The sequence below is a fragment of the Citrobacter arsenatis genome (assembly GCF_004353845.1).
GTDB lineage: Bacteria > Pseudomonadota > Gammaproteobacteria > Enterobacterales > Enterobacteriaceae > Citrobacter > Citrobacter arsenatis.
On the sequence record NZ_CP037864.1, the window covers coordinates 3,597,983 to 3,613,239 of the forward strand.

At 51.5% G+C, this 15,257-nt stretch carries 12 protein-coding genes; 2 read left to right on the forward strand and 10 right to left on the reverse strand.

Translation table 11 applies throughout. From position 1 onward, the window contains the following. Positions 1-4 precede the first annotated feature (4 nt). Positions 5-1,972 carry a glycoside hydrolase family 127 protein gene (locus tag E1B03_RS18500; protein ID WP_133086714.1) on the forward strand — a complete coding sequence of 656 codons (1,968 nt, stop codon included), beginning with the start codon at positions 5-7 and terminating at the stop codon, positions 1,970-1,972. 37 nt (positions 1,973-2,009) lie between these two features. Here E1B03_RS18500 and E1B03_RS18505 read toward each other — a convergent pair whose 3' ends face one another. The 4 genes from E1B03_RS18505 to dokD form a co-directional block, all read right to left on the reverse strand. Beyond that, the gene (locus tag E1B03_RS18505; RefSeq protein WP_103770347.1) at positions 2,010-3,392 is read right to left on the reverse strand and encodes an amino acid permease; all 1,383 of its coding nucleotides are present in this window, start codon (positions 3,390-3,392) and stop codon (positions 2,010-2,012) included. 66 nt (positions 3,393-3,458) lie between these two features. Further along, complete coding sequence (locus tag E1B03_RS18510) at positions 3,459-4,562, reverse strand: alanine/ornithine racemase family PLP-dependent enzyme (protein WP_103770346.1); 1,104 nt, start codon at positions 4,560-4,562, stop codon at positions 3,459-3,461. 1 nt (position 4,563) lies between these two features. Continuing rightward, positions 4,564-5,985 carry an APC family permease gene (locus tag E1B03_RS18515; protein ID WP_103770345.1) on the reverse strand — a complete coding sequence of 474 codons (1,422 nt, stop codon included), beginning with the start codon at positions 5,983-5,985 and terminating at the stop codon, positions 4,564-4,566. A 94-nt stretch (positions 5,986-6,079) separates the two neighbouring features. Then, on the reverse strand, positions 6,080-7,477 hold the full coding sequence (gene dokD, locus E1B03_RS18520; RefSeq protein WP_133086715.1) for an ornithine/lysine decarboxylase DokD: 1,398 nt from the start codon (positions 7,475-7,477) through the stop codon (positions 6,080-6,082). Positions 7,478-7,684: 207 nt separating this feature from the next. Here dokD and E1B03_RS18525 point away from each other — a divergent pair, with 207 nt between their 5' ends. Next, positions 7,685-9,112: a sigma-54 interaction domain-containing protein gene (locus E1B03_RS18525; RefSeq protein WP_133087242.1), complete on the forward strand. Its 1,428-nt coding sequence runs from the start codon at positions 7,685-7,687 to the stop codon at positions 9,110-9,112. Between the two features lie 35 nt (positions 9,113-9,147). Here the strand turns inward: E1B03_RS18525 and purF are convergent, their stop codons facing one another. The 6 genes from purF to E1B03_RS18555 form a co-directional block, all read right to left on the reverse strand. Then, positions 9,148-10,665 (reverse strand): amidophosphoribosyltransferase, encoded by a 1,518-nt coding sequence (gene purF / locus E1B03_RS18530; protein ID WP_016153855.1) that lies wholly within the window; start codon positions 10,663-10,665, stop codon positions 9,148-9,150. Between the two features lie 33 nt (positions 10,666-10,698). Beyond that, positions 10,699-11,187: a colicin V production protein gene (gene cvpA / locus E1B03_RS18535; RefSeq protein ID WP_005129678.1), complete on the reverse strand. Its 489-nt coding sequence runs from the start codon at positions 11,185-11,187 to the stop codon at positions 10,699-10,701. A 220-nt stretch (positions 11,188-11,407) separates the two neighbouring features. After that, a complete protein-coding gene (gene dedD / locus E1B03_RS18540; protein WP_133086716.1) occupies positions 11,408-12,076 on the reverse strand; it encodes a cell division protein DedD in 669 nt (222 codons plus the stop codon). Further along, a complete protein-coding gene (folC, locus tag E1B03_RS18545; RefSeq protein ID WP_103770341.1) occupies positions 12,066-13,334 on the reverse strand; it encodes a bifunctional tetrahydrofolate synthase/dihydrofolate synthase in 1,269 nt (422 codons plus the stop codon). Before folC ends, dedD begins: the two co-directional genes overlap by 11 nt. Positions 13,335-13,526: 192 nt before the next feature. Next, on the reverse strand, positions 13,527-14,441 hold the full coding sequence (gene accD / locus E1B03_RS18550) for an acetyl-CoA carboxylase, carboxyltransferase subunit beta (protein ID WP_103770340.1): 915 nt from the start codon (positions 14,439-14,441) through the stop codon (positions 13,527-13,529). Positions 14,442-14,590: 149 nt separating this feature from the next. Then, positions 14,591-15,250 carry a DedA family protein gene (locus E1B03_RS18555; RefSeq protein ID WP_103770339.1) on the reverse strand — a complete coding sequence of 220 codons (660 nt, stop codon included), beginning with the start codon at positions 15,248-15,250 and terminating at the stop codon, positions 14,591-14,593. Between the last annotated feature and the right edge of the window lie 7 nt (positions 15,251-15,257).

A 15,257-nucleotide genomic window follows, 5' to 3' on the forward strand; every position in this document is an offset into this window, starting at 1 on the left:
AAACATGATGCAGTCTGATGTGATTGAAGCCGATCTGAACCGAATCACCATCACCGACCCGTTTTTAGGAGAATATCAGCGCCTCATCCGCGACGTGGTTATCCCTTATCAGTGGGAAGCGCTGAACGACAATCTTCCTGAGGCGGAGCCGAGCCATGCGCTGGCGAACTACCGCATTGCCGCCGGTCTTGAGCAGGGTGATTTTTATGGCATGGTTTTTCAGGACAGCGATGTCACCAAATGGCTGGAAGCGGTCGCCTGGTCATTAAGCCAGAAGCCAGACGCTCAGCTTGAAAAGACCGCCGATGAGGTGATTGAGCTACTGGCACAGGCACAGTGTGAAGATGGCTACCTGAACACCTGGTACACTGTAAAGGAGCCGGGGCTGCGCTGGACCAACGTGGCGGAGTGCCACGAGCTTTACTGCGCCGGGCATCTGTTCGAAGCGGCAGTGGCATTTTACCACGCCACCGGCAAGCGCCGCCTGCTGGATATTTCCTGTCGGTTTGCCGATCACATCGACACGGTTTTCGGCCCCAACCCCGACCAGTTGCGCGGTTATCCGGGGCATCCGGAAATCGAACTGGCGTTGATGCGTCTGTATGAAGTTACCCAAGAGCCACGCTATCAGGCGCTGGCCCGCTTCTTCGTTGAAGAGCGCGGCCAGCAGCCATACTACTACGATATTGAGTTTGAAAAGCGCGGCGGTACTCGCCACTGGGTCGGCTGGGGTGATGCCTGGCCGGGCATGATCAAAGACAAATCCTACACCCATGCGCATAAACCGCTTTCCGAACAACACGAAGCGGTCGGCCATGCCGTACGTTCGGTGTACCTGATGACCGGGCTGGCGCACATCGCGCGCATGACGCACGATGAAGAAAAGCGCCAGACCTGTCTGCGTATCTGGGACAATATGGTGCAGCGCCGGATGTACATCACCGGCGGCATTGGTTCACAAGGGATTGGCGAAGCCTTCACCAGCGACTACGACCTGCCGAACGACACCGCCTACGGTGAAAGCTGCGCCTCGATTGGCCTGATGATGTTCGCCCGCCGCATGTTAGAAATGGAGGGTGACGCCCATTACGCCGACGTGATGGAGCGCGCGTTCTACAATACGGTGCTCGGCGGGATGGCGCTGGACGGTAAGCATTTCTTCTACGTCAACCCGCTGGAGACGCACCCGAAAAGCATTCCGCATAACCATATCTACGATCACATCAAACCGGTTCGTCAGCGCTGGTTCGGCTGCGCCTGCTGCCCGCCGAATATTGCGCGCACGCTGGTTGCTATCGGTCACTACATTTTCACTCCACGCCCCGATGCGCTGTTTATCAACTTCTACGCCGGTAGCGAAGCGCAGTTCACGGTGAACGAGCAGACGCTGGCGCTCAAAATCGAGGGCAACTACCCGTGGGATGAAGAAGTAAACATTCGCTTTACGCATCCGCAGGCGGTCGAGCACACCCTGGCGCTGCGCCTGCCGGAGTGGTGCGAAGCGTCGAAGGTGCTGGTGAATGGTGAGGCCGCACAGGATGACATCATCAAAGGCTACCTGCATCTGCACCGCCAGTGGCAGGAAGGCGACGTGATTACGCTGCACCTGCCGATGACCATTCGCCGCATCTACGCCAACCCGCTGGTGCGCCATGCGGCGGGAAAAGTGGCAATCCAGCGCGGGCCCCTGGTGTACTGTCTGGAGGAGGCCGATAACGGTAGCGAGCTGCATAATCTGTCGCTGCCTAAAGCGAGTGCGTTCCGTGAGATTCCGGGCGTGGGCGTACTGAAGGGCAAGCTCCTGTTGCAGGCGGAAGGGCTACGCGTGCTCACAGCGCAGGAGGACAAGCCACTATACAGTTTTGATAATCGCCAGACGGCGGTTGAGAAGCAGACGCTAACCTTCATTCCGTGGTTTAGCTGGGCCAACCGCGGCGAAGGCGAAATGCGGATTTGGGTCGACGAGACTTAAAACAGAGGCGTTCCCGCCTGTCGGGAACGCCTTTTTATCATACAGTTGGTTTTAAATAAAACCATGACACAACAATGATGCCCATCAATACCAGCTCAATGAGCATAATCAGCCCACCTTGCCCGCTAAACCAGGTACCAATGATTATCGCGATATTAGTGATGATGACAAACCAAGCCAACCACGGGAACAATAGTGATCGATAGCTGACCAGACTTGCGGGATACACTCCGCGATTTACCGCCTGCCGAAAACGGAACTGACACCAACCGATAACTATCCACGCAAGGCAACCCACTTGCCCGGTACTGGCAATTAAATAGAGATAAAACTGCTGAGCGGGAATATAACGTGTCAGCATCGACACCAGAGCTAAAAGCACCGTCAGTAAAATAGCGTTAACCGGCACGCCGCTACCGCTTAATTTACCAAATCGTGCAGGGGCAAATCGGGAGCCCGCCATCGACCATAGCATACGTGAACTGGCATAGATTGCTGAGTTCGCTGCTGAAACAGCTGCGGAAAAAATGACCAGCTGCATAAGAACATCAGCCCCAGGAATACCGACATGTGAGAATACCCAGACGAAGGGACTATTTCCATCAGGTACTTTTCCATGTGGATAAACCAGCGCCAGAACAGCAATCGCCAGACCATAAAACAGGATAATTCGCAGACCAATGCCCTGAATAACCTTCGGCAGCACTGAGTGCGGCGATTCCGTTTCTCCTGCCGCGCTTCCTACCAGTTCCACCCCCTGAAATGAATAGATGACTATCGTCATGCAAACCAGAATTTGCTCCCATCCGTTGGGAAACCACAAACCATCACTTTTCAGCGTCGGATGCCAGTTTGCATCTCCTGAGAGAGAGAAAATCATGACGCCACCTGCCACAATGAAAAGCACTATTGCAAAAACCTTAAGCGCTGATAGCCAGTATTCACATTCACCGAAACTTTTCGCCGAGCATAAATTTATCAGCGTGAGTACGACAAGGATGATTAGGCAATAAAAGTGGATAGGTATAGCAGGGAAAAATTGATGGGCAATGAAACCAGCAGCAGTCAGATCTGCTGCCAGAGAAAACACCCAACTCAGCCAATATAGCCACCCAATGATATAGCTCCAGATAGGATTGGGCAGGAACATCAACGCATAATGCTGGAATGAGCCTGAATGGGGAAACGCGCAGGACAGCTCACCAAGACACATCATGGTTGCCAGCATAATCGCGCCAGCGAACAGATAAGCCAGTAATGTTCCCGCGGGCCCGACGCTATTGAGCGGTTCGGCAATACCGATAAATAAACCGGTGCCGATTGTCCCACCGAGAGAAATCATCAGCAAATGGCGTTTTTTGAGGTTTCGTCGTAACCCATTTTCAGGCTCGGCGGGCGGTAGCACTTGCAGGGTACTCATGGTCACTCCCTGTCCCGGATAACGTCATAGACGCCGCCACAGATAAATGACCGTGGCGGCAGTGGCTTATTGAATAAACCTCATGGCAACGCCCTTCGTCTGACAGGCCATCAGAAGCCCCGTGTAGTCAAGTTCAAAACGGACGACATCCCCCACTTTCAACGGCTGCTCGCATGCTTCAATATCTACCAACGTATGGTCGCTGGTTTGTCCAAGGATGGTGATATTGTCGTCGCAGGGCACACAATTATCGGAAGGTACGTCCTGACGACCAAACGCCAGCAAAGCCCGCTTGCGAACACCATGATCAACAAAGGTTTTGGTTTGCAGGAAAGCGTCTACGCCAAGTTCTCCTACGGGTATTGTCGGCTTACTGTTAAGCTCGATAATCTCCGCCTCAAGGACATACATATCAGAACACGCTTTTTCCACCGGTTTGGCAGAATGATGAAATTCGTTCAGATACTTCATCTCGACATATTCAATGCCAAACTCATGCAACCCCCCGATCCGTAAATGGTTCAATCCCTGAGGCCAAGTTCCTTTATCCAGTAAATGGTAGCTGGTGCAATTACCGGCAGAGAGTCGGCGCACTGGCACACCGCTGTCCTGCTCTACTCGCGCAGCCAGTGCCAGAAAATCTTCACCATTTTTTACCGTGGGCAGGACGGTACCATAGCAATTGAAGTTGGTACCCAGGCCATACAGCTCAAGATAAGGCAATTCATGAATAAGCCGGATAGTGCTGAGAATTTGTGAATACTCGGTGAACCAGATACCTTCGCGTAAATCCCCCATATCAACCATCAGCAATACCTGATGCGTTTTCCCCTGGCGTTGGGCTTCCTGTGATAAAGCGCGCAGGATAACGGCTTCACTGTTCAGACTGATATCGGCATAGCGGATAACGTCTTCAATTTCACTTAGGCAAGGACTGCGGAGTAAACAGGTAGTACAGCCGATTTCACGGATTTTTTTCAGATTGTAGGTCCTTGATTCTGCAATCACCTGAATGCCGCCATTAAATACGGCCTGCGCAGTTTCAACACATCCATCAAAAACTTTATTGACCGCCATGACCTCAATTCCACTGCTGGCTAAAAGCGCTTTTTCTGTTCGGGCATTTTCTTCCAGCTTGCGTAAATTAATTTCCAGGATGGGCATATACATTTTATTTTCCTCCTGCCATGCTCATTCGAGCATTACGTTTCTGCGCCCGATAGTAGATACTTTCGGCAACAATAACGGCCAACAATGCGCCACCAACGATCTTGCCTGCGTACTGGAAATATCCCCCCATATCAATTTGTGAAGGCGGGATAAACAGCAGAGCAACGGCAAAGGCAATAGAGATAAATCCAAGCGCTGGCAACACGGCAGGTAGGACTTTTCCGGGTATTTTAAAGCTTCTTGGCGTATCCGGTTGCGTCTGACGCAAGCGCCAGAATGCCGGGAACATCACCAGATAGGGAATGAAGTAGGTAATTGTAGTCAGTGCGGTCAACATCCAGTACGCCGCAGCAACGCTCGGTGATATAAAGGTTGAGAAGCACAGAACAGTGACAATAATTGCCTGCACGATCAGCGCAAATGCTGGCGTTTTCCAGACCGGGTGCAGCTGGGCGATTTTATCGCCTAACAGATTATCCTCACGTGAGGCTTCCTGAAGCATGTAGATAGGCCCCACCAGCCAGGAGTTAATCTGACCCAGAGCACCAAAAAACATACAAAATGCCATCACCGGAATCAGCCACGGCATGTGTAACGTATCCGCTGCGGCGTGCATCGCCTGCATTACGCCCGCAACAATGTCGGTATTCCCCGCAGGCAGCAGCGTGTTCAACGCCCAGGTTCCCACCATGTAAATACCCACAATAACAACAGCAGAAACTGCCATTGCTCGCGGGAAATCACGTTGCGGGTTACGCGTGCGTCCGGCAATCATCGGCGCAACTTCCAGACCAGCAAAAGCAAACATCATGCTCGAAAGAAAGACAATGGTATCCCAATGACTCAGGTCAGGAACCCAGTTTGCCGCCGTCGCGTAATCGGTTTGCATCGGATGTCCGGTGGCCAACCATACGATAGCCAAAATGATCAAAATCGCAGAAGGAATAAACACACCACACCAGGCGCTGACGCTGTTGATAATTTTGGTCCACTCCATGCCGCGTATATTCATTAATGTCAGCAACCAGAAAATAACCGCTGAACCAACACCAATAAACGCTTTATTCTCAGCCAGACCGTCACCAATCATGTAGCCCAGCGCTGTAAAACCAAATTGCAGCATCAGAGGAAAAAATAACACGCAGGAAAAGAGGAAGCACACCACGACTATCCACGCGATACGTTTACCAAACGCTTCTTTAATCCAGACAAATATCCCACCATCTTTCGGCCAACCGGTGGAGAGTTCACCACACACCATCGCCAGCGGAAAGAACAGACAGAATGCGGCAATAACCCACAACAGCATTGCTGAAGCGCCGTAGGGAGCGACATTCGGTATTTGTCGCAAACTCAGAATGGCAATGACATTCATAAAGACGATATCTTTGATGCCAAGCAAGCCAGAACTATTGTTACTCATGGCCATCTCCTGTTATTCATTCAGGGGCATCACTGCCCTCTTCGAATTACCTGACTCATGGACTCCGGGCAATGCCGAAGTCCAATAATGAGATTTAATAAATGTCGTACTTGACCATATCTTCGTAACTGTCTTCCCGACGGATTAAGCGATCTTTTCCCTCTTTGTCTATCATCACGACAGCAGAGCGCGGACGATTGTTGTAAACCGTCTGGCTTTCGATGGTGTAAGCGCCCGCATCCAGAAATGCGACGATATCGCCAATTTGCGTGTTCTTCGGCATCAGGAACTCCTCCCCCTTCACGCCCATATGAAAGTAATCACCGCCGTCACAAAGAGGCCCTGCGAGTTTGATCCACGCGTCATGCGAATCTGTCATTCTGGAAACGTTGTAGACATAGAAGAACCAGTCAAAATGCTGACTGTCTGAAAGCACACTGTATCCGGCATCAACAAACTTCCACTCAACGTGACATTCAACATTGCCGTTCAGGTCATAGTTGGTTTTACGTTTTTCACAGGCGACTTCTGTTAGCAGAACGGCGGCCGAACCGGTAACCTTACGCCCAGGCTCAATACAGATTTCCACATCCGTACGCCACTTATGGACTTCACGAATAACCGCATCAGCAAAATCCTGTGCCGTAATCCCGGCATACATATTGTCTTTAAGCGGATCGCCATTTTCCTCATCATATTTGTAGGGCACGGGAATGCCGCCACCTACGTTGATGAGGTCAAATTTAATCCCCAGAACCTCTTCCAGACGGCGAGATTCATCCACCAATACTTTGGTCGCTTTGGCAAAAGGTTCAGATTCCGGCACCTGATCGCCCACATGCATATGTAAACCGCGAAGATGGACATAAGGCATTTCCAGGATCCGCCGACAGGTTTCTTCCGCTTGTTCCAAATCCAATCCCGATTTTGCGTGAAATGCGGTCACCAGCTCTGCATGCGTCGCTGACGGAACGTTTGGTTCCACACGAACGCAAACATTGGCGACTTTTTTCAATTTGCGGGAAATAGCATCAATGTGATCCAGTTCATACAAGCTATCGACGTTGATCAGGTACAGATCGTTAGCAATGGCGTATTCCAGGTCGGCTGGTTTTTTCACTACACCATTAAAGACAATCTGGTCGCCACGAAAGCCGATTTCCAGACATTTACGCACTTCGTACTGTGAATTAGCCTCGGCACAAATTCCTGCATCACGAATCGCCTGAAGCACTCCCATCACTGAGCAGGTTTTGGAGGCAAAAAAGGTTTTGGTATTTTGGTGGGCTGCAAACGCCTGCTGGATTTCGTTGATATTACGAATAATCTCTGACTCAGAGAAAACATAGAACGGCGTCGGATACTTGCGTGCCAGAGCATCCAGATCCACGCCATCAAAACACAAGTGACCCTCTTTTTGTTGGAAACGGCGATCGTTTTCTATCACTTGCTCACGTAATTGGTTGTAGTTTTGAATAATCGAATCAGTCATATCATCCTCAGCTTATTTTCATGTAAGAGACCACACTCTCACAATGGATATAGCAACAGGCGTGCCAAAATTTAACTTGATTAAAATCAGTCGGTTACATACATAAAATTATTGTGGATTTTGTCATTTAGCGTGCTATTCATCACAACGACGAAAATTCGTCACTTTTATAATGATGTTATTAAAAAAGTAAAAAGGAATTCGGCAATGGCTTCCACTAACGAAGAGTTGGCTGCAGCACTAAAAATGTTCTCCCGATTCTTCGATCTTATCCATCAACCCCTGGCGGTTATTAACGAGCGTGGTGAGTATGTCTATTACAACCAAGAGAGTGCGGATCTTGACGGATACAGCATTGAGCAGGCGCTAGGTAAACATATGCTGGATGTTTATCCGAGCATGAAAGAGACGCAAAGCACCATGCTTTCATCACTAAAGAAAGGTGTGGAATATATCGGTCATTACCAGATTTACTACAACGCTCGTGGTCAGGCGGTGGATTATCAGCATACTACCGCTCCACTCTATTCCAGTGATGGCAGCATGATTGGCGTTATTGAAATTGGCAGGAACATGTCCGGTGTCAGGCGGTTACAGGAACAGGTTGTCGAGCTTAACCATTTGCTGTATGCCGATCGCCATGAAAAACACCACGCAATTATTACTGAGAATCCGGAGATGCTGCATAATATTGCGAAAGCAAAACGTCTGGCGGCAAGCAATATTCCCGTGACCATCGTTGGTGAGACGGGAACCGGTAAGGAGCTTTTTTCTCGTTTAATCCATCATTGTAGTAAACGCGCCGATAAGCCATTCATTGCTCTTAACTGTGGCGCACTTCCACCGACGCTTATTGAAAGCACTCTTTTTGGTACTGTCCGGGGCGCATACACCGGTGCAGAAAATAGTCAGGGATATCTGGAACTAGCAAACGGCGGTACGCTTTTTCTCGATGAGCTCAACGCCATGCCTATTGAGATGCAAAGTAAACTATTGCGCTTTTTACAGGATAAAACATTCTGGCGCCTGGGCGGTCAACAACAAATCCACTCAGATGTACGTATTGTAGCAGCAATGAATGAAACGCCCGCGCACCTTATCCAGACAGGTAAGCTGCGCGCAGATCTTTTTTACCGGCTGAATGTGGGTATGCTCATCCTTCCCCCTTTACGGAAACGCCCGGAAGATATTGCGCTGCTGGCTAATTATTTCATCGATAAATACCGCAATGACGTACCGCAAGATATTCATGGGCTGAGTGAAGCTGCGCGTATTGCCTTACTTAATCACACATGGCCCGGCAATGTCAGGATGCTGGAAAATGCTATCGTCCGCAGCATGATCATGCAGGAAAACGATGGGATGCTGAAAAAGATTATCTTTGAAGAAGATGAGTTAAACTTAGGCGTTGCGGATGTCCCTACCGTCGTCAACCGCCCCGCACGCTCAGAATCAGAGGTGGATGGTTCGCTTGACTCAAGGGTGGCCAGGTTCGAAAAAAGCCTGATTGAAACAGCGCTGAATAACTGCCAGGGAAATATTGCAGCAGCCGCACGAAGTCTCAATATTTCCCGAACGACACTGCAGTACAAGGTACAAAAATACAGTATTCGTTTCGGCGTGGTGAATCTTTGATAAAAGCCAGCGACATTATGCCGCTGGCGGTAGCATTAACCTTCGTTGTGCATCTCAAGGTTTTCCGCTTCGTTCTGACGCAATACCGCTTTGGCATCGTCATTACGCAGGGAGTCGAGGAAATCGAGATACTGCTGGTCGACGTCTTTAGTAACGTACACGCCGTTAAACACTGAACATTCAAACTGCTGAATATCCGGGTTTTCCGCACGGACCGCTTCAATCAGATCGTTCAGATCCTGGAAGATAAGACCGTCTGCGCCGATTATCTGGCGGATCTCGTCCACTTCACGACCATGAGCGATCAGCTCCGTCGCCGTAGGCATATCGATACCATAAACGTTCGGGAAGCGAATTTCCGGGGCGGCAGAGGCCAGATATACCTTCTTCGCTCCGGCTTCACGTGCCATCTCGATAATCTGTTCTGAAGTGGTACCGCGCACGATGGAGTCATCCACCAGCAGCACGTTTTTATCACGGAATTCCGCACGGTTAGCGTTCAGCTTGCGGCGCACAGATTTACGACGCAGCTGCTGGCCCGGCATGATAAAGGTACGCCCCACGTAGCGGTTTTTCACAAACCCCTGACGGTACGGCTTGCCGAGAATACGGGCAATTTCCAGCGCGATATCACAGGAGGTTTCCGGGATCGGGATCACCACGTCGATGTCCAGATCTTCCCACTCGCGAGCAATTTTTTCGCCAAGCTTGGTGCCCATATTGACACGGGCGCTGTAAACGGAAATCTTGTCGATAAAGGAGTCAGGACGTGCGAAGTAAACGTATTCAAACAGGCATGGATTGCTGACCGGGTTATCGGCACACTGGCGGGTAAACAACTGACCTTTTTCGGTGATATACACCGCTTCGCCAGGTGCTACGTCGCGCAGGAATTCAAAGCCCAGCGTATCCAGCGCTACGCTCTCGGACGCCACCATGTACTCGGTACGACCATCGCCGATATCGCGTTTGCCTAATACCAGCGGGCGGATACCGTTAGGATCGCGGAAGGCAACCATACCGTGACCGATAATCATCGCCACGCAGGCATAGGCACCGCGAATCTGGCGGTTGGTTGCGGCAATAGCTGCAAAAATATTGTCAGCTTCCAGCGGGTAATGGCGGAAGTTATCCAGCTCGCTGGCGAAAATATTCAGCAGAATTTCAGAATCTGAAGTGGTATTGATGTGGCGGCGCTTTTCTTCAAACAGCTTTTTACGCAGCTCATGCGCATTGGTCAGGTTGCCATTGTGGGCAAGCGTGATGCCATACGGTGAGTTGACGTAAAAAGGTTGAGCTTCGGAGGCGCTGGAGCTGCCAGCCGTTGGGTAACGCACATGACCGATGCCCATATTGCCCTGCAAACGCTGCATATGGCGCGCTTCAAATATATCGCTCACCATTCCGTTTGCTTTACGCAAGCGGAAGCAGTTGTTGGCATCAATGGTGATGATGCCCGCAGCATCCTGACCACGATGCTGGAGCACCGTTAACGCGTCATAAATCGACTGGTTTACCGGCATAACACCGGCGATACCGACAATACCGCACATACGTCTTTTCCTCGTTCAGCAACGACCCAAAGTTTATACTTTGGGCAAGAAACTTGACGAGCTTTGCAGATAGTCAAAGAACCATCTGATGATGAAACTGAACTGAGGGATCAGCTGCGACTTACTCCAGTCTTCACTTTTCGACAGACCGGTAAAGGTATCGAGAAAGAACAGTATGGCGGCGACGATCAGCGCTCCTCGCAGAGCACCAAAGCAGATCCCCAACACCCTGTCGGTACCCGACAAGCCTGTTTTCTCTACCAGTTGGCCTATCACAAAGTTAACGATAGCGCCGACGATAAGTGTCGCGATGAACAGTATCGCGATAGCAATCCCATTTCGAACCAGTTCGTCTTCAAAGCCCGTAAACCAGACAGACAGGTAAGTGTAGTAATGGCTGGCGACAAAGAAAGCACAACCCCAAGTCACCAACGATAATGCTTCACGAACAAAGCCACGGATCAGGCTAACCAGACAGGAAAAACCAATCACCGCGATAATGGCGTAATCAATCCAGACCATATGTGTCCCACGATTTTACGCCCTGTCGTCCTGTTCGGGGCGCATTCTAACAGAAAAAGAAAACGTTTGCGTAGGGATTTCCTTTCCACGCGTAAATAAAAATGGCGCTGAAAAAATCTTCAACGCCATGCCGTTTTGTGCCTCTTCGGGCACTGCCGAATCGCGGTGAAAACACCGCATCCAGCCTGAATAAGAGCTGCGCCGTGAACAGCGCAATCCCTTAATTAGGGGTGTACCCCATCACGACGCCACTCAGACCAGAGATCTTCTGCAACTCGCCCAGCGAGTTCTTCAGCTTATCTTTGGAGGCGTCAGGCCCCACGAGAATACGGGTTATTTTACCCTGCACCGGCGTTGACGGGGAAGTATATACCCGGAAGCCCGCACCGCGAAGTTTACCCACTATCTCATTGACCTTATCCGCATTTTTCAGCGCACCGAGCTGTACAACGTAGGCTTTGCCGGTCGGCGCTGGCGGCTCCTCAGCAGCCGGCTTCGGCGCTGGAACCGGTGCAGGCGTTGGCGTCGGAGCGACGGCAACAGGCTGTGGCTTCGGTTTGGGCTTCGGCTGTTCTACAGGCGCCGGGACAGGATCTAACTCCGCGCTGTTTGCCGTCGTCAAACGAGACGGATCCAACGATGGCGCGGCAGCATCTCCCGCCCTCACCTCTTCTGCCGCCCCTTCAGGCGGCTGCGTCGGCAGCGCCTGCGTTGCCGCAGGCATCATGTCTGGTTCATCGCGATCGCCGGGTTTCGGCACCAACGGGATCGCCGCAAACTCATCCTGATAATGTTTTTTCTGGCCGTCAAGCAACCCGGGGAGCACAATCACCCCCAGCGCGACCAGCACAATTGTGCCGACTAATCGATTCTGAAACTTACTCGCCACCGCTTCTCCCCACGTCTATTACTTCCATGACATGTGCGACAGTGTGAAACGATCCACACACCAACACGGTATCTTCTGGCTTCGCCTCAGCGAGTGCCGCAGTCCATGCCTGCGCCACGCTGTCATAGGCGTTGCCTTTGCCCAGGTGCTCCAGCAGTTGCTCTGCCGTTGCGCCACGCGGCCCCTCCAGGGGCGCACAGTACCAGGCGTCAACCACGCTTTTTAACCAGGCTAACGTACCGGCAATATCTTTATCATGTAGCATACCGATAACCGCAAGTACACGCCCGCTTTTCACTAACTTTTTCAGACGTCCGGTCAGATACTCCGCCGCATGCGGGTTATGGGCAACATCAAAAATCACCCGCGGCGACTCGCTCACAATCTGGAAGCGCCCCGGTAATACCGCTTTTTCGATACCCTCACGAATCGCCTGTTCGCTGACATCAAGCCCGCTTGCGCGCAGCGCGGCCAGTGCGGTAGCGGCGTTAGGTTGCGGCACCTGCGGTAACGGCAGATGCGTCAGCGTTCCATGAGCATCCGTAAACGACCAGTCGTTCTCCGTGACCACATAGCGCCAGTCCACACCGCAACGCTGCAAAATCGCCCCGCTCTCCTGGGCGACATCCGCGATGGTGTAAGGCATTTCAGGTTCGCCGACGATAGCCGGTTTCTCCGCGCGGAAGATACCCGCCTTCTCACGACCAATGCTTTCACGATCCGGGCCCAGCCAGTCAGTATGATCAAGCGCAATGCTGGTCACCACAGCAACATCGGCGTCCACGATATTGGTCGCATCAAGACGACCGCCTAACCCCACTTCCAGGATGACGACATCCAGTTGAGCCTGTTTAAACAGCCAGAGCGCCGATAACGTACCGTACTCAAAGTAGGTCAGCGAAATGTCGCCACGCGCGTCTTCAATCTCAGCAAATGAGGCGGTATGCGCGGATTCCGGCAGTTCACGTCCCTGCACACGCACGCGTTCCGTGTAGCGCACCAGGTGCGGCGAACTGTAAACGCCAACTTTATAACCTGCTGCGGTCAGCACCGATTCCAGCGTACGGCAGGTTGTGCCTTTCCCGTTGGTTCCCGCCACCGTAAAAACACATGGCGCGGGTTTCAACACACCCAACTTGCGCGCTACCTGGCTTACGCGTTCAAGACCCAGATCGATGGTTTTACTGTGCAGGTTTTCCAGATAAGAAAGCCACGATGCCAGGGGCGACGCGGCTTGAGGAATACGTTTATTGTCCATGATGGCTGTAGATTCTTTACGTTGAGGAAAGCAAAAGGGCAGCGCCAACCGGCCTGCCCTTTTTTACACGTCGTTTTTCACATTGCAGGTGCGCGGGCTTTACTCGCTCTCCCGAATCACTTACCGGTGTAAGCTCATCGGGATCAACGCTCTTACCGCCTGCCTGCAACCCGAAACCCATAGAGTAAACTATCAGGCCTCTGGTTCCTGATCGGGAACCGGAGGTACCACCTCGCCTTCACGCGGCTCATCCGGATTCGGCGTAGGAAGATTCATCAGCTTCGCCAGAATGCTTGCCAGTTTCAGGCGCATTTCCGGACGGCGGACGATCATATCGATAGCGCCTTTTTCAATCAGGAACTCGCTGCGCTGGAATCCCGGCGGCAGTTTCTCACGTACGGTTTGCTCGATAACACGCGGACCAGCAAAGCCGATCAGTGCTTTCGGTTCGGCAATGTTGAGATCGCCCAGCATCGCGAAGCTTGCGGAAACACCGCCCATCGTTGGGTCGGTCAGTACAGAAATATACGGTAAACCGCGTTCCTGCATTTTCGCCAGTGCGGCAGAGGTTTTCGCCATCTGCATCAGAGACATCAGCGCTTCCTGCATACGCGCCCCGCCAGAAGCGGAGAAGCAGATCAGCGGGCAGTTATCTTCCAGCGCCTGTTCAACGGCACGGACAAAACGCGCGCCGACCACAGAACCCATAGAGCCGCCCATAAAGGCGAACTCAAATGCAGCAGCAACGACCGGCATGCCGTGCAGCGTGCCTTTCATTACCACCAGCGCATCTTTCTCGCCGGTTTCTTTCTGCGCAGAGGCCAGTCTGTCTTTGTACTTTTTGGAGTCACGAAACTTCAGCACGTCTTTCGGCTCAAGTTCGCTACCCAGTTCCACAAGAGTACCTTCATCTAACAGGCTATGCAGGCGATTGCGCGCCGACATGCGCATATGATGGTCACACTTCGGACAGACCTCAAGATTACGTTCCAGCTCAGCACGGTATAAAACCTGACCGCAGCTATCACACTTGGTCCACACCCCTTCAGGAATGCTTGCCTTGCGGGTGGGAGTAATGTTGCTTTTAATTCGTTCAATCCAGCTCATTGGTGACCTTTCTGCCTGAACCCTAGTCAGCTTTGTTATAAGGGGCGCATAATGCCATTTTTGCCCCAAACAGACCATGAATGTTGCACATTAAAACATAACAGCCCGAAACTTTGGATAAAAAAGTGGTCGAACCGCTGAGTTACTTTCTATTTTGCAGCCCGTGACGCAGCGCGTTTATGGCGAATCACTTCAATTACACCCGGCAATACGGAAAGGACGATAATCGCCACAATCAATAATTTCAGGTTTTCCTGAACGATCGGCAGATCGCCGAACAGATAGCCAGCATAAGTGAACAGCAATACCCACAGCAGCGCACCTGCAACGTTATACATCGCAAAATGACGATAGGACATGTGTCCCATACCTGCCACAAACGGCGCAAATGTACGCACGATAGGCACGAAACGCGCAAGAATAATCGTTTTACCGCCATGACGCTCGTAGAACGCATGGGTTTTATCAAGGTAGCTGCGACGGAAAATTTTGGAATTCGGATTACTGAACAGTTTTTCACCGAACAACCGGCCAATCGTGTAGTTCACTGCATCGCCCACAATCGCCGCCACAATCATCAACACCACCATCAGATGAACATTAAGATCGTTGGTTGGCAGCGCAGAAAGCGCACCAGCAACAAACAGCAACGAATCCCCCGGCAGGAACGGCGTCACCACCAGCCCGGTTTCACAGAACAGAATCAGAAACAGAATCGCGTATACCCAGATACCGTATTCCGCGACCAGCTCAGCCAGGTGCACATCAATGTGCAGGATAAAATCGATAAGAAAGTAAATCAGGTCCATAGTTTTG

Coding starts and splice junctions, on each gene's coding strand:
- E1B03_RS18500 (WP_133086714.1), top strand. CDS start 5: ATGATGCAGTCTGATGTGATTGAAGCCGATCTGAACCGAATCACCATC.
- E1B03_RS18505 (WP_103770347.1), bottom strand. CDS start 3,392: ATGAGTACCCTGCAAGTGCTACCGCCCGCCGAGCCTGAAAATGGGTTA.
- E1B03_RS18510 (WP_103770346.1), bottom strand. CDS start 4,562: ATGTATATGCCCATCCTGGAAATTAATTTACGCAAGCTGGAAGAAAAT.
- E1B03_RS18515 (WP_103770345.1), bottom strand. CDS start 5,985: ATGAGTAACAATAGTTCTGGCTTGCTTGGCATCAAAGATATCGTCTTT.
- dokD (WP_133086715.1), bottom strand. CDS start 7,477: ATGACTGATTCGATTATTCAAAACTACAACCAATTACGTGAGCAAGTG.
- E1B03_RS18525 (WP_133087242.1), top strand. CDS start 7,685: ATGGCTTCCACTAACGAAGAGTTGGCTGCAGCACTAAAAATGTTCTCC.
- purF (WP_016153855.1), bottom strand. CDS start 10,665: ATGTGCGGTATTGTCGGTATCGCCGGTGTTATGCCGGTAAACCAGTCG.
- cvpA (WP_005129678.1), bottom strand. CDS start 11,187: ATGGTCTGGATTGATTACGCCATTATCGCGGTGATTGGTTTTTCCTGT.
- folC (WP_103770341.1), bottom strand. CDS start 13,334: ATGGACAATAAACGTATTCCTCAAGCCGCGTCGCCCCTGGCATCGTGG.
- accD (WP_103770340.1), bottom strand. CDS start 14,441: ATGAGCTGGATTGAACGAATTAAAAGCAACATTACTCCCACCCGCAAG.
- E1B03_RS18555 (WP_103770339.1), bottom strand. CDS start 15,250: ATGGACCTGATTTACTTTCTTATCGATTTTATCCTGCACATTGATGTG.